Below are 19,527 nucleotides of genomic sequence, written 5' to 3'. Positions count from 1 at the left end.
CGCCCTGCCGCGCGCGTCGCGGGCAAGGGCCTTTGACCGACTCGTCTCGAATCCATCAACCGAATCGAAGAGGACCATCATGCCCAACATCGCCGTGCTCACCAACGACCTTCAGTACGAGTTCATCGACAAGATGCCTGGAGGTCGCGAGCTCCTCACCCGGGTGGCGCCGCAATTCAACATGTTCCTCGGCGCCATCCGCGCCCTGGGGCACGTCGTCGTCCACCTCCAGCTCATCAACGATCCCAACGATCCGCAGATCCAGCGGCGCTTCCGCGGCAAGGAGATCCCCGCGATCAAGGGGACGCCGAACGCCGAGCTGATCAAGGACTTCGTCCATCCGTCCGACCTCGTGATGGTCAAGGGCCGCGACAGCGGCTTCTACGAGACGCCCCTCGACGACAAGCTCAAGGAGCTCGGCGTCAAGACGGTGCTCGTCACGGGCATCCAGACCCAGATCTGCGTGCAGACCACGGCGGCGGACGCGTTCTTCCGCGGATACAAGGTCTGGGTCCCCGAGGACTGCGTGTTCTCGCTCAAGGAGGAGGACAAGAAGCGCTCCCTCGAGTGGATGGCGTCGTACTGCGCCGCGATCGCGCCCGGCGCGGAGATCATCAAGCGCCTGCGCCAGAGCGACGATCTGCCGAGCCGGGAAGAGCTGCTCGGCTGACGGCGCGCGACGGGGCCGAGGGGCGGGCGGCCTCGTCGCTTTTACGCGGTTTACGCACGGTTACACCCCCTCACCGCGCATCTGCGGAGTCAACGCTGGAGCCTCACATGACGAAAGAACACGCGAGAGAGAACGAAGAGGTCGTCCTCGACCACGGGACCGGCGCCCGCCTGAGCCGGGAGCTCGTCGAGCGGATCGCCGCGACGCTCGGCGACACGTACATCGGCGCGATGGAGGACAGCGCGATCCTCGACGTGCCCGCGGGCCGGATCGCCATGACCACGGACTCGTTCGTGGTCACGCCGCTGTTCTTCGGCAACGGCGATATCGGCAAGGTCGCCGTCTGCGGCACGGTCAACGATCTCGCGGTGAGCGGCGCGAGGCCGCTTTACCTGACCCTGGGCCTCATCATCGAGACCGGCTTCCCGATCGCCTCGCTCGTCCGCGCCCTCGAGTCGGCGCGCGACGCGGCGCGGGAGGCCGGCGTGAAGATCGTCGCCGGCGACACGAAGGTCGTCGGCAAGGGCGAGGCCGACCGGCTCTTCATGAACACGACCGGCGTCGGCGTCTTCGAGCGCCCGCCGCTCGTGAGCCGCGCCGTGAAGCCCGGCAACAAGATCATCGTGAGCGGGCAGCTCGGCAACCACTCGATCCACCTGCTCTCGGTGCGCGAGGGCCTCGGCTTCGAGAAGCGGGTGCAGAGCGACTGCGCGCCGCTCAACGGCCTCATCGATGCCGTCCTCCGGGGCGTCCCCCAGGGCGCCGTCACGGCGATCCGCGACGTGACCCGCGGCGGCCTGTGCGCCGTCCTGCACGAGTTCGCCCGCGCCTCGGGCGCGGAGCTCTCGTTCGCGCGCGCGGCGCTGCCCGTGCTGCCGGAGGCCGTCATGGCCGCGGACATGCTCGGCATCAACCTCATCCACCTCGCCAACGAGGGGTGCCTCTGCCTCTTCGTGGAGGCGGACAAGGCGGGCGACGTGCTCGGGATCCTCCGCGCGCACCCGTACGGCCGCAACGCGGCGGTCATCGGAGAGGTCAAGAGCGCCCCGGCGCCGGCCGTCTCCATGATCGAGCCCGATGGGACCCAAACCCTGCTCGAGGAGCTCTATGGCGCCGAACTCCCGCGACTCTGCTGAGCCGCTGCCGGCGCTCGTGACCCGCCGCTTCCGGGTCTCGGGCATCGTCCAGGGCGTCGGCTTCCGGCCGTTCGTGCACCGGCTCGCGCGCGCCGTCGGCGCGCGCGGCTGGGTCCTCAACGACTCTCAGGGCGTGCTGCTCGAGCTGCAGGCCGGCGACGTCGAGATCCAGTCGTTCCTGCGCGCCCTCGTCGAGTCGCCGCCGCCGCTCGCCCGGATCACGGCCGTCCGCGAGGAGGCGCTGGCCGAGCCCGCCCCGCGGTACGACGACTTCCACATCAAGGACAGCGTCGATCTGCGCTACACGGACACGCTCATCCCGCCCGACTCCGACGTGTGCGCCGACTGCCTGCGGGAGCTGCGCGACCCCGCGGACCGCCGGCATCGCTACCCGTTCATCAACTGCACCCACTGCGGCCCGCGCTACTCGATCATCTGCGAGATGCCGTACGACCGGTCGCAGACCACGATGCGCAGCTTCCCGATGTGCCCCGCCTGCGCGCGGGAGTACGAGGACATCGAGGATCGGCGCTACCACGCCCAGCCGAACGCGTGCCCCGCGTGCGGCCCCCGGCTCACGCTCACCGATCGGCTCGGCGCACCGATCGCCGCCGAGGATCCGGTCCGCTTCGCGATCGCCCGGCTGCGCGAGGGCGCGCTCTTCGCGGTCAAGAGCCTCGGCGGGTTCCACCTCGTCGCGGACGCGCGCAACGAGGCGGCCGTGCGGGAGCTGCGCCGGCGCAAGCGCCGCGACGCCAAGCCGTTCGCGATCATGGTGGCCGACTGCGAGGCGGCGAGCCGCTACGTCGCCCTCAGCCCGCCCGAGCGGGCGCTGCTCGAGAGCCGGCAGCGCCCGATCGTGCTCCTGCGCCGGCGGCCCGGCTCCCTCCCCGACGCGGTCGCCCCCAGGAACCCGAGCTTCGGCGTCATGCTCCCGTCGACGCCGCTGCATTACCTCCTGCTCGAGGACCCGGCGCTCGACGTCCTCGTCATGACGAGCGGCAACCTGTCCGGACACCCGATCGCGTTCGACAACGACACGGCGCTCGCGCAGCTGCGCGACATCGCGGACTACTTCGTCCTGCACGACCGCGACATCCGCACCCGCGTCGACGACTCGGTCGTCCGGCTCACCGAGGCGGAGGGCCTCGACGGCCCGCTCCTCTCCTTCATCCGGCGCTCGCGCGGCTACGCCCCGTACCCGATCCACCTGTCCCAGGGCGTCGGCGCCGTCGTCGCCCTCGGCGGCGAGCTCAAGACCACCGTCGCCGTCGGCAAGGACAACCAGGTCTTCATCAGCCAGCACATCGGCGATCTGAAGAACGACTCGACGTTCGGCGCCCACGTCGACTGCTCGTCGCACGTCCAGCGGCTCCTGTCCGTGCAGGCGGACACGGTCGCCTGCGACATGCACCCGGCGTTCCGCTCCACTCGGGCGGCGAAGGACCGGAGCGGTATGCAGGTCACGACGGTGCAGCACCACCACGCCCACATGGCGGCGTGCATGGCGGAGAACGGGCTGAACGAGCGGGTGATCGGCGTCATCTTCGACGGCTCGGGCTACGGCCTCGACAACACCATCTGGGGCGGCGAGTTCCTGGTCGGCGACTACCGCGATTTCGTGCGCGCCGGGCACCTCCGGCCGATGTACCTCCTCGGCGGCGACAAGGCGGTCAAGGAGCCCATCCGCGTCGCCATCTCGCTGCTCGTCGAGACGTTCGGGGACGAGCTCGGCGGGGTCCGCGTCCCGGCGCTCGCGGACATCCCGGAGGAGCGCCGCGACGTCTTCGTGAAGATGGCGCAGCGGCGGCTGAACGCGACGGCGACGACGAGCATGGGCCGGCTGTTCGACGGCGTCTCGTCGCTGCTCCGCGTCTGCCACGAGGTCGAGTACGAGGCGCAGGCCGCCATCGAGCTGGAGGCGCTGCTCGAGCGGGACTTCGGCACCGCGCCCCCGCTCGACTACGGGATCGAGGAGCGGGACGGCCGGCTCGTCGTCGACTACCGGCCGCTCGTGCGCGATCTTTTGCGCGCGACCGAGGAGCATGGCGCCACGCCGGCACATCTCAGCCGCCGGTTCCACTCGACGGTGGTGGATGTGATCGCTACCGTGTGCTTGCGCCTGGCCGAGCGGTACGACGTGCGCCGCGTGGTCATGAGCGGCGGGGTCTTCATGAACGAGTTCGTCGTGATCAACGCGCTCCGCCGCCTCTCGCGGGAGGGGCTCGCGCCGCACTGCCACAGGCTGGTCCCGCCGAACGACGGCGGCATCTCGCTCGGCCAGATCCTCGTCGCGGCCGCCCGCGCGCGCGGCGCCGCGCCGGCGCGGGGAGAGCGCCCCGCCACCCCCGATCGTCCATGAAGCTCGTCTCCTTCATCGCCGGCTACTCCCGGCGGATCCTCGTCCTCGCGGTCATCGCGGGGGTGCTCTGCGGCGCCTGCAACACGGCGCTGCTCGTGCTGATCAACCAGGCGCTCCAGGGCGAGCGCGGCGCGGTGATGTGGGCCTTCGCCGCCGTCTGCCTCTTGCTCCCGTTCGCCCGGTACCACTCGGAGATCCTGCTCACGCGCCTCAGCCAGGGGGCGCTCTTCGATCTCCGGGTGAAGATCTGCCGCAAGATCCTCGGCGCCCCGCTCCGCCAGCTCGAGGAGATCGGCCCGCCGCGGATGCTCACGGTGCTCACGGACGATGTCCCGGTGATCACCGCCACGCTGCAGCACATCCCGATCATCTGCATCAACCTGGTCATCGTCGTCGGCGGCCTCCTCTACCTGGGGTGGCTATCGCCGGTGATGCTGGCCTCGGTGGTCGCGCTCATCGTCCTCGGCGTCGTCGGGTACCAGCTCCCGATGAGCCGGGCGACTCGCCACTTCCGCCGCGCGCGCGAGGCGACCGACGAGCTGATGAAGACGTTCCGCGCGCTCACGCGCGGCGTGAAGGAGCTGAAGCTCCACGCGCGGCGCCGCGAGGCGTTCCTCGCGACGTCGCTCGACGAGGAGGCGGGGGCGGTCCACGCGAGCAACCTGCGCGGCATGGTCGCGCTCACCGCCGCGAACGGGTGGGGCCAGGGGATGGTGTTCGCCATCATCGGCGTGACGCTCTTCGTCCTGCCGCTCTTCCAGGTGGCGAGCGCGGAGACGCTCGTCGGATATGCGATCATCCTCCTCTACCTGATGACGCCGATGCAGGTCCTCATCGGCTCGCTCCCGGCGCTGAGCCGCGCGGGCATCGCCGTGCAGAAGGTCGAGGACCTCGGCGCGGGCCTCGCGGTCGACGCGGGCGAGGCCGAGGCGCCGGCCCCGCTCCCCGAGAAGTGGAAGCGGCTGGAGCTCGCCGGGGTCACCCACGCCTACCGGTCCGAGGGCAAGGACGACAGCTTCACGCTGGGCCCCATCCACCTCACCGTGCGGCGCGGCGAGCTGATCTTCCTCGTCGGCGGCAACGGCAGCGGCAAGACGACCCTGGCGAAGCTGATCACCGGCCTGTACACGCCCGAGGCGGGCGAGATCCGGCTGGACGGCGAGGCGATCACGGACAAGAACCGGCAGGCCTACCGGCAGCTCTTCTCGGTGGTGTTCTTCGATTTCCACCTGTTCGAGCGCCTGATCGGGCTCGACTCTCCGGAGCTCACCCGGCGTGCGCGGGGGTATCTCTCTCGCCTGCAGCTCGATCACAAAGTGTCTGTCGAGGGGGGCGCGCTCTCGACGACGTCGCTGTCGCAGGGGCAGAGAAAGCGCCTCGCGCTGCTCACGGCGTACCTGGAGGACCGGCCGATCTACCTGTTCGACGAGTGGGCGGCGGACCAGGATCCCGTGTTCAAGGACGTCTTTTACCGCCAGATCCTCGCGGAGCTCCGGTCGAGCGGCAAGACGATCATCGTCATCAGCCACGATGAGAAGTATTTCGGACTGGCGGATCGCGTGATCAAGATGGACTTCGGTCAGCTCGTGGGCGAGGCGCCGGCGGCGCGTTCGGACGAGACGCGCGCCAGCGCATGAGATAGAACCCGCCGCGTTCGTCGCAGGGCGGCGAGCCGACGGGAGGTGTCATGGAACCGCTGGTCCTGTATCTTGGTACGAAGACGTACTCGACATGGTCGCTCCGCGCCTGGCTCGCGCTGAAGCACACGGGCGCGCCGTTCTCGGAGGAGGTCATCGCGCTGTATCAGCCGGGCTCGCGCGAGGCGCTCCTCCGGCGCTCGCCGTCGGGGCGCGTCCCGGCGCTGCGGCACGGCGATCTCGTCCTCTGGGACTCCCTCGCGATCTGCGAGTACGTCGCCGAGCTCTTCCCCGAGGCGCGGCTCTGGCCGGCCGATCGCGCGGCGCGCGCGCTGGCCCGGTCGGTGTCGAGCGAGATGCACTCCGGGTTCGCGGCGCTGAGGAGCGCCATGTCCATGGATCTTCGCCGGGAGATCGCCCCGATCGCGCACGACGCGGCGGCGGACGCCGACATCAGCCGCGTGACGTCGATCTGGAGCGAGTGCCGGGCGGCGCACCGCGACAAGGGAGACTACCTGTTCGGGCATTTCACGATCGCCGACGCCATGTTCGCCCCGGTGGTCACGCGGCTCCGCACGTACGCGGTCCCGCTCACGGGCGCCGCGGCGGAGTACGCCGAGACGATGTGGCGGCACCCGGGGCTCGCGGAGTGGGTGGCCGCGGCGCAGGCGGAGTCGCTGACGGGGTAGCGCCTCGCCGGACGAGGTGGTGGCCCAATTTGCCCCGGAGTGATTCACATGAAGGCGGGAAGGCAGGAAGATCAGTGATCTTTCTTCCCGCCTTCATGTTCAAATCCGGCCCCCCGGCCGACGAGTCGACAGCGCTACTTGCGCAGCTCTTCGATGGCCGCGGCGAGCTCCGCGGGCGGCAGAGGGTCGGCGGCGCGCCAGGGCGGCATGCGCAGCGGCGAGGTCGCCGGCTCCTGCAAGCGAAGGATGGCCGCGTCCTTCGTCTCCCGCGACATGCCGTCCAGGTTCTTCGCGTTGAACCTGGCGCGGCTCAGCGCCGGGTTCACGCGACCGTCGTGGCAGCGCGAGCAGAGCTGCGTGAGCACGGCGCGCCCGCTCGCCCCGGGCGGCGGCACCAGGCCCAGCTTCACCTTCGCGTCCGCGGAGAAGAGGTCGCGCGAATCGAGCAGGGATTGTCGCGGGGCCGCCCCCGTCACCACGTCGAGGTAGGACCGGGTCCGCTCCGCGCGGAGCGCGGGATCCGTCACGTCCACGAGCGGGTAAGGCACCGAGATCGAGTCCCCCGCCAGCGACACGGCGAACTGCTTCTCCCAGGTCGGGCTCGACGGGCCGACCTTGATCTCGGCCTCGATGCGCGGGTCGAACGCGTTCGGCTGCGCCGACTGGCCCTCGGCGGCGAGCAGCGCCTCGAGGTGCGCGCCGCTCCCCTCGTCGATGGCATTCTGGATGGTCGCGATGGGGATGCCGCCGTACTGCGCGTCGTGCGCGTGAGCCTCCGCGAACTGCGCCGTGAGCACCCGATCGGACTCCGTGCGCTGCACGAAGCGCTGCGGGAACCAGTGCATCCAGGGGAACTCCAGCTCCTGCATGCGCAAGATCTTCCTCGTGCCGTGGCCGTCGGGCTGGTGGCACGAGCGACAGTCGAACGACGTATTCTCGACGTCCTCCTCGCTGTAAACGCTGAACGCGGTCCAGCCGTGCTCCACCTCTTCGGTGAGCAGGCTCGCGAGATCGCAGCCGCCGTCGTAGTCGCACTGCCGCTCGAACGTGAACAGGTAGAAGTTGTAGTCGCCGGTCGAGAGATCGCGGCTCGCGATCTCGACGAAGGGCTCGCCGCGGACGAAGCCGAGCGCGGTCATCTCTGCCGGCCTTTCGCGCATCTCGGACACGCGCGGAAAGATGATGATGCGCGGATTGACGGCCGAGACGGCCCTCTTCACCAGCGAGGTGGAGTTGCCGGTGAGCGCGAAGGCGCGATCTTCGTCGAGCTTCGCGACCTTGAGCAAGCTGGCGAAGTCGGTGATGCTCGGCCGCGGCGTGGCGCACACCGCCCGGAAGAAGCTGTCACCGCGCGGCGACGCGCAGAACGCGCGGTACTGCGCCTCCCGCGTGGGCAGGCTCCACAGCTCCGGGTCGGGAGCGCTCACGGGCGGCAGCGTGTCCCAGTCGATCGTCGCCTGGTCCGTGGCGAGCTCCTCGCCGATCTCGCCGACGACGCAGCCCGACAGCAGCAGCGAAGCCAGGCACAGGCTCGGAAGGTACTTCATGACGGCCTCCTGCGGCGGGCGCCGAACGTCATCCAACCGGCAATGAGCGCGAAGGCCAGGAGCGGCGCGCGGCGCTCGGGAGGCCCGCCCGCCGCGCTGCAGCCCAGGCCCAGGAAGCCACCGGCCTCGCTCGGCGCCTCGCTCGGCGCCTCGCCCTCGCTCGGCCCCGCGTCGACGGTGCCGTCCAGCTGCTGCACGTAGGCGATGAGCTGCCCGAGCTCGGCTTCGCTGAGCCCGCTGATGAAGGCGTGGCGATCTTCCGGGTTGGCCGTGACGAGGACGTCGCGCAGCGTCGGCGCGGAGCCGTCGTGCAAGTACGGCGCGGTCTCCCACACGCCGTTCAGCGTCGGCGTGTCGATGCCGAGCAGCGGCTCACCGGCGCGCATCCCGGAGGACGGCTTCACGGTGCCCACGTCGTGCAGCTTGCCGCGCGCGCTGTCGGTCCCGTCGGGCCCCGTGTGGCAGAAATCGCAGCCCAGGCGCTTGAAGATGGCGCGACCCGCCACGCCGTCTTCGGTGAGCGAGCCGTCGGGGTTGCGATAGGGGCTCGGCCGGTACGTGTCGAGCGAGCCGAGGAACGCCGCCAGCGCGTCGAGCTCGGGGCTCAGGCCGGCCTTCTTGTCGCCGCGCGGCGTGCCGACGGTCCCCACGGCGAGCTGCTCGGCGGTCAGGAAGCCCTTCCCGCCGAACAGGTGGCGGATGTTGTCGTCCGAGTCCTGGATCTCGTCGAAGCTTCCGCTCCAGTTGACGTTGCCGTGGCCCGTGCCGCGCCGCCCCAGCAGCGAGACGGTGTTGCGGAGCCCCTCCCCCGCGCTGCCGAAGTCCCAGACTCGCCCGTCCTCCGCGCCGTCGAAGTGACATGACGCGCAGCTGATGTAGCCCTGGTCGCTCATGCGGATATCGGCCGAGTTGAAGAACAGCTGCTTGCCGCGCAAGACCTGCGGATCGAGCTTCTCCACGGCGACGGTCGGGATCTCGACCAGCTTCTTGGTGATGAGGTCGTGCGAGCTCACGATGTCGGCGACGTCGTAGACCGTCACCGCGCGGCTGAGCGACGCGTGCACGAACAGCTTGTTGGTTTCGGTCAGCGCCAGGCCGCGCGGCGCGAAGCCCGTCTCCTTCAGCGCGGTCACGAACTCGCCTGTGTAGGCGTCGCGGACCTCCACCAGGGCCGAGCCGGCGACGCTGATGAACGCGTAGTCGCCGAGCGGCGTGAACACGACCTGGTTCGGCAGGTTGCGATCGTCGAGATCGATGCGCCGCGCGACGTCCTCGGCGCCCTCCGCGAGGTTCAGCAGCGCCACGAGCGGTCGCACCGTGTTGTCGTCGGTGAGGTCGAGCCCATCGCGGAACGGACCACGAAAGATGTTGTCCTTCTTGCCCGGCACCCACGCGAACGCGCCGTCGGGCGAGAGCCCCACGGAGAACAGGTAGTTCGGCAGGCCGCGCCCTTGTTGATCGGTGTCCTCCGTCGTGGTGTCCGCGGCGAGCGCGAAGCGCGTGCTCACCTGGAAGGTCGCCGCGTCGATGCGCGCCACCTCGCCGTGGCTGTCCTCGGAGAGGAAGCGCGTGACGTAGATCTGCGAGCCGTCGTGCGACACCGAGACGCCCCGCGGCGTACCGCCGAGCGCGAGCTCGGCCACGACGGCGCCGCTCGCCACGTCCAGCTTCAGCACCTTGCCGACCGCCATCAGCGTCACGTACGCGGCGTCCCCGGTCGGGCTGATCGCGAGCCCCATCGGTTGCGACGCGTACGGCAGCGCGATCTCGCGCTCCACCGAGAGCGACGCGGTGTCGAGGATGGAGACGGAGTGCGCATCCCGGTGCAGCACCCACAGCTTGCCTTGCGCGGTGAGCGCGACCCCGACCGGGCCGCGCGCCACCGGCACCTCCGCGACCTTGGTCAGCGCGCTCGCGTCGAGCACGCTCACGCTGTCATTCTCGTAATTGGCCGTGTAGACCTTCGCGTTCGCCGGGTCGACCACGAGGTCGGTCGAACCCGCCGCGCTGCCCGTGACGAGCGGCCGGTGCACCGTGTGCACGAACGAGACGCTGGTGAACCCGACATCGTCTTTGACCGTCGCCAGCACCGGGTAGTGGCCGGGGGCGGCGTAGGTGTGCACCTGCTGCACGTCGCCGACCGTGAACTCGGTGCGTGTCTCGTCTCCCATGTCCCAGCGCACCTGCACGGGGCCGACCGCGTCGGCGATCGTCAGGTCGAACGTGACGGCCTCGCCGGCGACCGAGGACGCGCGGTCGGCGATGCTGGCCGTGACGGCCAGCGCCTCGGCCGGCGAGGCCGCGACCATGCCTCCGAGCAGGCCGAGGAGCTTCGGGAGCGAGCGCATGACTCAGGGACCGGTCGTGAACGTCGACTTGAACTCGGCCGCGATGCCGTTACCGACGAGATCTTTCATACCGTCCTTCGGCAGGACGATCTCGTAGGTCGTGTTCGGCATCAGGTCCTCGTCGGGGTCGAAGTTGACGATGCCCATGTACAGGCCGAACTTGCCCTTCACCTGCTGCCCGCCGACGGGCCTGACGATGAAGCTGCCGTGGTGAACCGTGGCGATCTCGACGTTGTCGGTGAGGCTGAGGCCGATGCGCGACTTCCTGGACAGCCCCGTCGCCCCGTTCTTCGGCAGCACCGTGTCGACCGCCGGGGGCGTGGTGTCCGGCTCGGTGGAGTGCGCGGCGATGACCATGCCGCGGTAGGGCAGCTCGTCGTCGGCCAGCACCAGCAGGCTGCCGACCGGGATCGAGAACTGGTCGTCGCCGTTCGTGAACTCGAGCCGGCCCCAGACGCGGCTCGTGATCGACATCTTGTGGATGTCGCGCACGTCGATCTTGGAGACGCCCGCATCCGGCCGCAGGTGACCGAGGAACATCGTGCCGTCGGAGAAGCTCATGTACTCGGACCCGGCGGGGTAGCCCTTGGCCCTGAACGCCGAGTCGGGCAGCGTGGCGATGGGTGAATTGGCCGAGCCGATGTCGGTGGGGTCGGTCAGCACGTCCCACACGCGCAGCGGGGACTGCACGTAGACGTGCTTGCCGTACAGGCCACAGATGTAGCTCTTGCTCGGGGTGATGAAGTCGAGCGCGACCGGGTTCATCGGATCGCTGATGTCCATCGTCGCGATGCCGCCGTTGTCCTTGGGCGTCGTGATGACGAGCGTATTGCCCACGGCCCACAGCGGACCGGCGCTCACGCCGCCGAACTGCGAGATCGGGATCTTCTTGACGAATTTCACGTCCTCGGGATCCGCGGCGTCCAGGATGTGCAGGCCCGTGTTGGTGCCGCCGATGTAGATGACGCTGCCCTGCCAGTACATGCCCCAGACGGAGTCGGTGAAGTCCCCGTAGTTGATGCCGTCGAGCTTGACGAGCCTCACGTGACGCGGCGCGCGGGCGTCGGTGACGTCCCAGATGTCGACGCCGGTGCCCGAGGTGGTGACCTGGTAGAACTTGTCGCCATAACGGCCGAGCGAGGTCTGATGCGACTCGGCCTCGCCGACGCCCTTGGGCCCTCCCCTGGGATCGAAGCCAGGGCTCTGCTTGCGCGAGAGCATCTTCGGATTGGCCGGATCGGCGATGTCGTAGAAGACGATCTCGGCGTTGCCGGCGCCTTGAACGTAGCCGTTGACGACGATCGGCTGGTTCTGGTGGTGGCCCGCCTCGAGCGTCGGCGACACCAGGCCATCTCGCCACTTGTCCCGCGGCAGGTTGACCTTGTTCGCCGGCATCGGCGTGTTCGGGATCGTGCCTTCCGGGGCGGTGATCGCGTCCGGCTCGACGCCGACCGGGCCGCCGCCGGTGCCGGTCGTGGCGTCTCCGCCCGAGCCGCTCGTGGCGCCGCCGCTCGTGGAGCTGCTGCTCGTGGAGCTGCTGCTCGTGGCTCCCACCGTGGCCATCGGCGCCCCGCCGCCAGTGCCCGTCGCCACGGAGGTGGTATCGGCGGTGCTGCCGCCGTCTCCCTCCGGCGTCGGGCCGAGGTCGGCGCCGCCGGAGCACGCCGCGAGCAGGGCGGCGAACGAAGGAAAGCCGAGCCAGCGCATTCGTATCGTCTTCGAACGCATCCCTATCCTCTTCTGTAGGCGTAAGTAATGATAGATGGCCAGCCTGCGAAACCTCGAGGCCGGCGGTCCCCCGCCTCTGTCGCGGCGGAAACGACGGGCGCGCATTCACGCGCGGCGCCACGTTGATGGCTTATGTTAACGTTAACATGTGGGATGTCAACCGCGATCGATCCAACTACATCGGAAGCCGATATTTACTGTTAACGTTAACATTTGCGCAAAGCGGCACGCCTTCGCGCCGCGAGGGATGCCATGCACCGCATCGCGTTCGCGGTGCCTGCCTTCAGGCTGGCCCGCATCGCTACGTGATGGGTAGGCGTGCTCGTGGGCCGGCGCGGGCGGCGCGGCGCCCGGTCGTCGGAGGTCACCCAGGCGGCCGCAGGACAGGGCCGCGCGGGGCGCGGGGGCGTCGTGGCGCGTCGGCTACGTCCGCGCCTTCACGCGCTTGACCTTCTTCTTCTCCTTGCGCTCCAGGAGCCGCAGCACCGCCACGGACCTGTCGACGAGCAGGTAGCGCTCGCCCCCTGCCCTCGCCGGCACCGTGCGCGCCGGCTCCGCGGCGGTGCGGGTGTCGATGAGCACCTCCCACCGCTCGCCGAACTCGATCGCGGGCAGCACGAACTCCAGCGGCGAGTGGTTCGCGTTGATGAGCACGAGCAGCGTGTCGCCCGTGATCGGCTCGCCGCGCGGGCCGCACGACCAGAGGGCGTCGCCGCCGAGCAGGTAGCCGATCGCCCGCGCGTTCGGGTGGGTCCAGTCCTCCGGCGTCATCTCGCCGCCGTCGGGGCGGAACCACACGATGTCCTTGAGCCCGCTCCCGTGCACGTAGCCGCCCGAGAAGAACGTCCGCCGGCGCAGCACCGGCTGGCTGCGCCGGAGGGCGATGAGCCGGCAGGTGAACTCGAACAGCTGCCGCCGCCGCTCGTCGAGATCCCAGTCGTGCCACGAGAGCTCGTTGTCCTGGCAGTAGGCGTTGTTGTTGCCGAGCTGCGTCCTGCCGATCTCGTCGCCGGCGTTGATCATCGGCACCCCCTGCGAGAGGAGCAGCGTCGCGAGGAGGTTGCGCTTCTGGCGCTCGCGCAGCTCGACGACCGCCGGGTCGTTCGAGGGGCCCTCGACCCCGTGGTTGTAGCTGTGGTTGTTGTTCGTGCCGTCCCGGTTCCCCTCGCCGTTCGCCTCGTTGTGCTTCTCGTTGTACGAGACGAGATCGTTCAGCGTGAAGCCGTCGTGCGCCGTCACGAAGTTCACGCTCGCGTACGGCCGGCGCCCGCTCGACGCGTACAGGTCGCTCGACCCGGTGAGCCGGTAGCCGAGGTCGGCCGCGAGCAGATCCCCCTTCCAGAAGCGGCGGACCGAGTCGCGGTAGCGATCGTTCCACTCCGTCCAGAGGACGGGGAAGTTGGCGACCTGATACCCGCCCTCGCCCACGTCCCACGGCTCGGCGATGAGCTTGACCCGCGAGAGGACCGGGTCCTGGTGGATGATGTCGAAGAACGAGCTCAGGCGGTCGAAGTCGTGGTGGCCGCGGGCCAGGGCCGACGCGAGGTCGAAGCGGAAGCCGTCGACGTGCATCTCGGTCACCCAGTACCGCAGGCTGTCCATCACCAGCTTCAGCGTCTGGTAATGGCGCGTGTTCACCGTGTTCCCGCAGCCCGTGAAGTCCATGTAGTAGCGCGGGTTGTGCGGCACGAGCCGGTAGTAGGCCCAGTTGTCGACCCCCTTCAGGGAGAGCGTCGGGCCGAGGTGGTTGCCCTCGGCGGTGTGGTTGTAGACGACGTCGAGGATCACCTCGATGCCGGCGGCGTGGAGCGCCTTCACCATCGCCTTGAACTCGGCCACCTGCTGGCCGAGCCGCCCGCTCGACGAGTAGCGGCCCGCGGGCGCGAAGTACGAGAGCGTGTTGTAGCCCCAGTAGTTGATGTGCCCGCGCTCCCAGATCTCGCGCTCGCTCGCCATCTCGTGCACGGGGAGCAGCTCGAGCGCGGTGACGCCGAGCTTCTTGAAGTGGGCGATCGCCGCCTCGGAGGCGAGCCCCGCGTAGCTGCCGCGCAGGTGCGCGGGGACGCCGGGGTGCCGCTGGGTGAACCCCTTGACGTGCACCTCGTAGATGATCGTGTCCTGCCAGCGGGTCGCCGGCGGCCGGTCGCCGTCCCACGCGAAGCGGTGGTCGACGACGACGGACTTCGGCGCGCCCCAGGCGCTGTCGCGGTGGCAGATCTCGAGGTCGTCGAGCGCGGTCGGCGGCGGCGGCGGCGTCGACGCGCCCTGCTTCACGCGCGGCTGGCGCTCGCCCGCCTTGCCCGCGCGGCCGCCCTCGCCCTTCTCGGCCGCCGCGCCGTCGCGCCCCGCGTCCCTGGGCCGGCCGGCGCCGCCGCCGTCGCCGCGCTCGGACGGCCCGCCGCGGTCGTAGGCGAAGAGCGGCGCCTTCCAGTTCGGCTCGCTGGAGAGCGCGTACGCGTACGGATCGACGAGGAGCTTCGCCGGGTTGAAGCGGTGTCCGGAGCGCGGATCGTACGGCCCGTGCACCCGGTAGCCGTAGAGCTGGCCGGGCTTGAGCCCCGGCACGTACCCGTGGAAGACGTGGGCCGTTCGCTCGGGGAGCTCGATGCGCTCGCGCTCCACGACGTCGTCGACGGCCTCGAAGAGGCAGAGCTCGACCTTCGTGGCGGACTGAGAGAACAGCGTGAAGTTGACCCCCTCGCCGTCATAGACGGCGCCGAGGGGGGTCGGCGTGCCGGGCCATATGCGTCTGGTCATCGGAAAAACCTGTGGAGTCGCCCTATTCGCGAAATCGGCGCCGCTGTCGAGACACAAGCGCGGCCGGCTCGATTTTTCGCCTCCAGGGCCCGGATCGCCCGCCGGGATCGGGCGCCGCCCGCCGCCGGGATCAGGCGCCGCCTCCGCGCCTGCCCGGTCCTGCGCCGACGCGCGCAGGCAGGGCCATGACGCGGCGGCGCCGGGGCGGCCCGACGAACAGATGGAGCATCGCCAAGCGCGCGAGCCGGGATAGACTCCGCCCCGAACGCCTGGAGCCAAGCGAAAAACGCCCATGTCTTCTCCCTCTGCCGAAAACCAGTCCCAGGGCTCGTCCCAGAGCTCGCCTCCTCCTTCCGGCGCGCGCCGCCGCATCTCCGGCGTGACGGTGCCGCTCTTCTCGCTCCGCAGCGATCGCTCGTGGGGCATCGGCGAGATCGGTGATCTCCCCGAGTTCGCCGCGTGGATGCGCGGCGCGGGGCTCCGCCTCGTTCAGCTCCTGCCGCTCGGCGAGGTGTCGGGCGGCGAGACGTCGCCGTACATGGCGCTCTCCGCGTTCGGCATCGACCCGATGTACATCTCGCTCTCGGCCGTGCCCGAGCTCCCGCCGGAGCTCTACGGCGAGGCGCTCGGCGACGACGCGGCGGCGCTCGATCGCGCGAAGCAGAGCGCGCGCGTCGACTACGATCTCGTGCGCCGCGTGAAGGGGCGGGCGCTGCGCTTCGCCTTCGACCGGTTCGAGCGGGAGCACCACGCGAAGCAGACGCCGCGCGCGGCCGAGCTGGCCGACTTCGTGAAGCGGCAGTCGGACTGGCTGCCCGACTACGCGCAGTTCCGCGCGTTCAAGGACGGCTTCGGCGGCGTCGCGTGGTGGGACTGGCCCGAGGAGATCCGCGAGCGGAGGCCGGAGGCGCTCGACAGGCTGCGGCAGGAGCGCGCGCGGGACATCCTCTACTACGAGTACGTCCAGTGGCTCGCGCACACGCAGTGGGAGGCGGCGCGCGCGGATCTCCGGGAGAAGGGGGTCGAGATCATGGGCGACCTCCCGTTCATGGTGTCGCGCGACAGCGCCGACGTGTGGGCGCACCAGGACGAGTTCCGGCACGACATGTCGGTCGGCGCCCCGCCGGATCAGTTCGACACGGAGGGGCAGAACTGGGGGCTCCCGCCGTACTACTGGGCCCGGATGCGCGAGAACGGCTTCGCGTGGCTAAGGCGGCGCTGCCGCTACACGGGGCTGCTCTGCGACCGGTTCCGGATCGATCACCTGGTCGGCTTCTACCGGACGTACATCTTCCCGGAGCGCAAGAGCCAGGGGCAGGGGGGCGAGCGGCCCAGGGCGACGTTCGATCCGGCGGAGGAGCCGGAGCAGCGCGAGCACGGCGATCGCGTGGTGCGGGCGATGATCGAGGGGGCGGCGGAGACCGGGGCGCAGCTCGTGGCCGAGGATCTCGGCGCGGTGCCGCCGTGGGTGCGGGCGTCGCTGACGGCGCTCGGGGTGCCGGGGTACAAGGTGCTGATCTGGGAGAAGGACGACGTGGTGTTCCGCAATCCGGCGGAATACCCGCCGCTCTCGGTCGCGTGCTTCGGGACGCACGACACCGACTCGGTGGTGGCGTGGTGGGAGTCGCGGGACGACCGGGAGCGCGCGGGGGTGCTCGATCTGCCGCAGCTCGCGCCGCGGCGGCACGAGTTCGGGCGGGAGTTCACGAAGGAGACGCACCGGGCGCTGCTCGACCTGATCCACGGGTCGAAGAGCGAGCTCGTGCTGCTGCTCGTGCAGGACGTGCTCGCGACGCGGGATCGGGTCAACACGCCGGGGACCGTGGGGCCGGAGAACTGGTCGCTGCGGCTGCCGGCGCCGCCGGCGGAGATGGACCGGGATCCCGAGGTGCGGGGGGCGCTCGATCGGGTGCGGGAGAGCATCGAAGCCAGCGGGCGCGGCTAGGCTCGCCGCGCCAGCGCGCCGGGTACAGAGACGCCCGGCCCGAGGGGGGTGAGCTCGTGCGGGCGCGGGGTGGGGGCCCCGCCGAACTCGCCTGAGCCATGGGCCAGCCGGCTTCGCCGGCTAACCCATGGCTCAGGCTCAAACATCGGCCCATCCCCCACCCCGCGCCCGCACGAGCTCACCCCCCTCGGGCCTACCGCCATGCCGAGGCGTGGCGGACATCAGACCCGTCCATCGACAGCACAGCCCTTCGGGTGTGCGCGGAGCGATCGACTCGCTTGACAGGCAACCGATTGGTTGCATATTGACAGGCAACCGATTGGTTGCATGATGGGGCCGGTGAGCGGCTCGATGGACAAGGTCTTCAAGGCGCTCGCGGATCGGAGCCGCAGGAAGCTGCTCGATCGGCTGCACGCCGAGAGCGGGCAGACGCTGGGACAGCTCTGCGAAGGGCTGGACATGACACGCCAGGCGGTCAGCAAGCACCTGGCCGTGCTCGAGGACGCGAACCTCGTCGCCGTCGTCTGGCAAGGGCGGGAGAAGCTCCACTACCTGAACCCGGCGCCGATCGGCGAGATCTACGAGCGATGGATAGGCAAATACGAGCGTCAGCGCGTGCGGGCGCTCGACGCGCTCAAGCGCGCGCTGGAGGGAGAGAGCAACGATGAGTAAGCCCGAGTTCGTCTACGTCACGTACATCGCCTCGACCCTGGACAAGGTGTGGGAGGCGCTGACCACCGGAGAGTTCACCCGGCAATACTGGGGCGGCAGGACCATCCAGTCCGAGTGGAAGCCCGGGTCCGCCGTGAAGCACGTCAAGGAAGACGGCTCGTTCGACTGGGAAGGCGAGGTCCTCAAGGCCGAACCGCCGAAGCTCCTCGCCTATACCTTCGGCAACGTGCTCGGAGAACGCCCGTCGCGCGTCACCTTCGAGCTCGCCCAGTTCGGCGCGCACGTGAAGCTCACCCTCACCCACGACCAGTTCGCGGAGAACAGCAAGGTGCTCCCCGCCATCAGCAACGGATGGCCCGCCATCCTGTCGAGCATGAAGAGCCTCCTCGAGACCGGGAAGGCCCTCTACCCCGAGTGGCGGTGACCCCACCGGCAGGTGGCCGCACTGCAAATCCATCGACCCGCTGGAAACACCGCTCCGCCCCGCTCGCCCGCGGTTGGGGAGCCCACGCGGCCTGACTCGCTGCGTCGTGGCGGCATGATTCACGCGCTCGTGAAGTACATGCCGGCGAAACATTCCGGAAAACTGCCTCCTCTTACCTTCGCCGTCGAGGAGGCCACCAGTGAACGAAATCAACGCCTCGGACACCACCTGGCTCCTGGTCTCGTCGGCAATGGTCCTGCTGATGACGCCAGCGCTGGCCCTGTTTTACGGGGGCATGGTCCGAACCAAGAACACGCTCAGCACTTTCATGCACAGTTTCTTCGCCATGGGCATCGTGACCCTGGCGTGGGTGACCATCGGGTACTCGATGGCGTTCGCCGAATCCAAGGGCGGGTTGATTGGCGGCCTCGATTACGCGTTCCTGAACGGCGTCGGCACCGAGCCGCGCGCCGGGACGACCGTGCCTCACCTCCTGTTCATGGCGTTCCAGATGATGTTCGCCATCATCACGCCGGCGCTGATCTCGGGCGCCTATGCCGAGCGCATCAAGTTCTCCTCATACGTGGTGTTCACGCTGCTCTGGTCGCTCGCGGTCTACAGCCCCATCTGCCACTGGGTCTGGAACCCGGGCGGCTGGCTCCTCGCGCGCGGCGCGCTCGACTTCGCCGGCGGCACCGTTGTGCACCTCGCCTCGGGCGCGAGCGCGCTCGTGATGGCGATCGTGATCGGCAAGCGCAAGGGGTACCCGACGCGCAAGATCGTGCCGCACAACCTCACCATGACGCTGCTCGGCGCCGGCCTGCTGTGGTTCGGCTGGTTCGGCTTCAACGGCGGCTCCTCGCTCGCCGCGAACGGGCTCGCGTCCGTCGCGTTCGTGAACACGCACATCGCGGCCGCCATCGGCGCGCTCGCGTGGGCGCTCATCGAGGCCGTGCGCTTCGGCAAGCCGTCGCTCCTCGGCGTCGCGTCGGGCCTCGTGGCGGGCCTCGTCGCCATCACGCCGGCCGCGGGCTTCGTCGGGCCGATGGCGTCCGTCGCGATCGGGCTCGCGGCGGGCGCGGTGTGCTACGGCGCGGTGATGCTGAAGGGCAAGCTGGGCTATGACGACAGCCTCGACGCGTTCGGCATCCACGGCGTGGGCGGCCTGCTCGGCGCCCTGCTCACCGGCGTGTTCGCCTCCAAGGTGTGGAACTCGGCCGGCCAGGACGGCCTCATCAAGGGCAACTCGGCGCTGCTCACCGAGCAGGTGATCGCCGCCGCGGTCGCGGCCGGCTACGCGGCGCTGGTCACCTTCGTGCTCGTGAAGGGCATCAACGCGGTGATGGGCTTCCGGGTCGACCCCGAGACGGAAGACGAGGGCCTCGACGGCATCCTCCACGGCGAGGAGGCCTACGCGCTCGGCGAGGGCAGCGCGCACGCGGTCGAGTCGATCCCCCCGACCTCCTCCGCGCCCGCTCCGTCGCCGGTCTTGGCGCGCGAAGGCGCCTGATCCAGCGCAGCGGAAGCGCGCCCGCGAGGGCCGCCTGGCGAGAGCCGGGCGGCCTTCGCCGCTTTGTCCCCCCGCCCTTCGCTCCGGGGCGCCGACGCCGCC

At 69.9% G+C, this 19,527-nt stretch carries 13 protein-coding genes; 9 read left to right on the top strand and 4 right to left on the bottom strand.

Translation table 11 applies throughout. The features are described from left to right. Positions 1 to 79 precede the first annotated feature (79 nt). The 5 genes from WMF33_RS13945 (at position 80) to WMF33_RS13925 (ending at position 6,494) form a co-directional block, all read left to right on the top strand. On the top strand, positions 80 to 670 hold the full coding sequence (locus WMF33_RS13945) for a cysteine hydrolase family protein (protein WP_061623551.1): 591 nt from the start codon (positions 80 to 82) through the stop codon (positions 668 to 670). A gap of 107 nt (positions 671 to 777) precedes the next feature. Then, positions 778 to 1,806 carry a hydrogenase expression/formation protein HypE gene (hypE, locus tag WMF33_RS13940; RefSeq protein WP_437337598.1) on the top strand — a complete coding sequence of 343 codons (1,029 nt, stop codon included), beginning with the start codon at positions 778 to 780 and terminating at the stop codon, positions 1,804 to 1,806. Continuing rightward, positions 1,778 to 4,168 (top strand): carbamoyltransferase HypF, encoded by a 2,391-nt coding sequence (gene hypF, locus WMF33_RS13935; RefSeq protein WP_437337597.1) that lies wholly within the window; start codon positions 1,778 to 1,780, stop codon positions 4,166 to 4,168. The genes hypE and hypF overlap by 29 nt, the downstream gene beginning before the upstream one ends. Next, a complete protein-coding gene (locus tag WMF33_RS13930) occupies positions 4,165 to 5,805 on the top strand; it encodes a cyclic peptide export ABC transporter (protein ID WP_437337596.1) in 1,641 nt (546 codons plus the stop codon). Before hypF ends, WMF33_RS13930 begins: the two co-directional genes overlap by 4 nt. 50 nt (positions 5,806 to 5,855) lie before the next feature. Further along, positions 5,856 to 6,494, top strand: a complete 639-nt coding sequence (locus tag WMF33_RS13925; protein ID WP_061623547.1) for a glutathione S-transferase family protein — start codon at positions 5,856 to 5,858, stop codon at positions 6,492 to 6,494. Between the two features lie 134 nt (positions 6,495 to 6,628). Here the strand turns inward: WMF33_RS13925 and WMF33_RS13920 are convergent, their stop codons facing one another. The 4 genes from WMF33_RS13920 to glgX form a co-directional block, all read right to left on the bottom strand. Next, a complete protein-coding gene (locus tag WMF33_RS13920; RefSeq protein WP_437337595.1) occupies positions 6,629 to 8,041 on the bottom strand; it encodes a c-type cytochrome in 1,413 nt (470 codons plus the stop codon). After that, on the bottom strand, positions 8,038 to 10,389 hold the full coding sequence (locus tag WMF33_RS13915; RefSeq protein WP_437337594.1) for a PKD domain-containing protein: 2,352 nt from the start codon (positions 10,387 to 10,389) through the stop codon (positions 8,038 to 8,040). Before WMF33_RS13915 ends, WMF33_RS13920 begins: the two co-directional genes overlap by 4 nt. Positions 10,390 to 10,392: 3 nt before the next feature. Next, positions 10,393 to 12,117 (bottom strand): Ig-like domain-containing protein, encoded by a 1,725-nt coding sequence (locus WMF33_RS13910; protein WP_437337593.1) that lies wholly within the window; start codon positions 12,115 to 12,117, stop codon positions 10,393 to 10,395. Positions 12,118 to 12,540: 423 nt separating this feature from the next. Further along, positions 12,541 to 14,874, bottom strand: a complete 2,334-nt coding sequence (glgX, locus tag WMF33_RS13905) for a glycogen debranching protein GlgX (RefSeq protein ID WP_437337592.1) — start codon at positions 14,872 to 14,874, stop codon at positions 12,541 to 12,543. Between the two features lie 292 nt (positions 14,875 to 15,166). Between glgX and WMF33_RS13900 the strand changes: the two genes are divergently transcribed. The 4 genes from WMF33_RS13900 (at position 15,167) to WMF33_RS13885 (ending at position 19,425) form a co-directional block, all read left to right on the top strand. Further along, positions 15,167 to 16,819: a 4-alpha-glucanotransferase gene (locus WMF33_RS13900; protein WP_437337591.1), complete on the top strand. Its 1,653-nt coding sequence runs from the start codon at positions 15,167 to 15,169 to the stop codon at positions 16,817 to 16,819. A gap of 351 nt (positions 16,820 to 17,170) precedes the next feature. Further along, the gene (locus WMF33_RS13895) at positions 17,171 to 17,491 is read left to right on the top strand and encodes an ArsR/SmtB family transcription factor (protein ID WP_437339480.1); all 321 of its coding nucleotides are present in this window, start codon (positions 17,171 to 17,173) and stop codon (positions 17,489 to 17,491) included. After that, positions 17,484 to 17,915, top strand: a complete 432-nt coding sequence (locus WMF33_RS13890) for an SRPBCC family protein (protein WP_437337590.1) — start codon at positions 17,484 to 17,486, stop codon at positions 17,913 to 17,915. The genes WMF33_RS13895 and WMF33_RS13890 overlap by 8 nt, the downstream gene beginning before the upstream one ends. A 199-nt stretch (positions 17,916 to 18,114) precedes the next feature. Further along, positions 18,115 to 19,425, top strand: coding sequence for an ammonium transporter (locus tag WMF33_RS13885; RefSeq protein ID WP_437337589.1), 1,311 nt, complete (start codon positions 18,115 to 18,117; stop codon positions 19,423 to 19,425). Positions 19,426 to 19,527: the final 102 nt, after the last annotated feature.

Origin of the sequence: Sorangium sp. So ce394, assembly GCF_051474665.1 — a bacterium.
Lineage (GTDB): Bacteria > Myxococcota_A > Polyangia > Polyangiales > Polyangiaceae > Sorangium > Sorangium cellulosum_D.
Note: the sequence above shows the minus strand (reverse complement) of the source record. Positions and strands in the feature narration are given on the sequence as shown.

What these genes read in the sequence shown, in the direction of transcription:
- WMF33_RS13945 (WP_061623551.1), top strand. Translation starts at nt 80, where the DNA reads ATGCCCAACATCGCCGTGCTCACCAACGACCTTCAGTACGAGTTCATC.
- hypE (WP_437337598.1), top strand. Translation starts at nt 778, where the DNA reads ATGACGAAAGAACACGCGAGAGAGAACGAAGAGGTCGTCCTCGACCAC.
- hypF (WP_437337597.1), top strand. Translation starts at nt 1,778, where the DNA reads ATGGCGCCGAACTCCCGCGACTCTGCTGAGCCGCTGCCGGCGCTCGTG.
- WMF33_RS13930 (WP_437337596.1), top strand. Translation starts at nt 4,165, where the DNA reads ATGAAGCTCGTCTCCTTCATCGCCGGCTACTCCCGGCGGATCCTCGTC.
- WMF33_RS13925 (WP_061623547.1), top strand. Translation starts at nt 5,856, where the DNA reads ATGGAACCGCTGGTCCTGTATCTTGGTACGAAGACGTACTCGACATGG.
- WMF33_RS13920 (WP_437337595.1), bottom strand. Translation starts at nt 8,041, where the DNA reads ATGAAGTACCTTCCGAGCCTGTGCCTGGCTTCGCTGCTGCTGTCGGGC.
- WMF33_RS13915 (WP_437337594.1), bottom strand. Translation starts at nt 10,389, where the DNA reads ATGCGCTCGCTCCCGAAGCTCCTCGGCCTGCTCGGAGGCATGGTCGCG.
- WMF33_RS13910 (WP_437337593.1), bottom strand. Translation starts at nt 12,117, where the DNA reads ATGCGTTCGAAGACGATACGAATGCGCTGGCTCGGCTTTCCTTCGTTC.
- glgX (WP_437337592.1), bottom strand. Translation starts at nt 14,874, where the DNA reads ATGACCAGACGCATATGGCCCGGCACGCCGACCCCCCTCGGCGCCGTC.
- WMF33_RS13900 (WP_437337591.1), top strand. Translation starts at nt 15,167, where the DNA reads ATGTCTTCTCCCTCTGCCGAAAACCAGTCCCAGGGCTCGTCCCAGAGC.
- WMF33_RS13895 (WP_437339480.1), top strand. Translation starts at nt 17,171, where the DNA reads ATGGACAAGGTCTTCAAGGCGCTCGCGGATCGGAGCCGCAGGAAGCTG.
- WMF33_RS13890 (WP_437337590.1), top strand. Translation starts at nt 17,484, where the DNA reads ATGAGTAAGCCCGAGTTCGTCTACGTCACGTACATCGCCTCGACCCTG.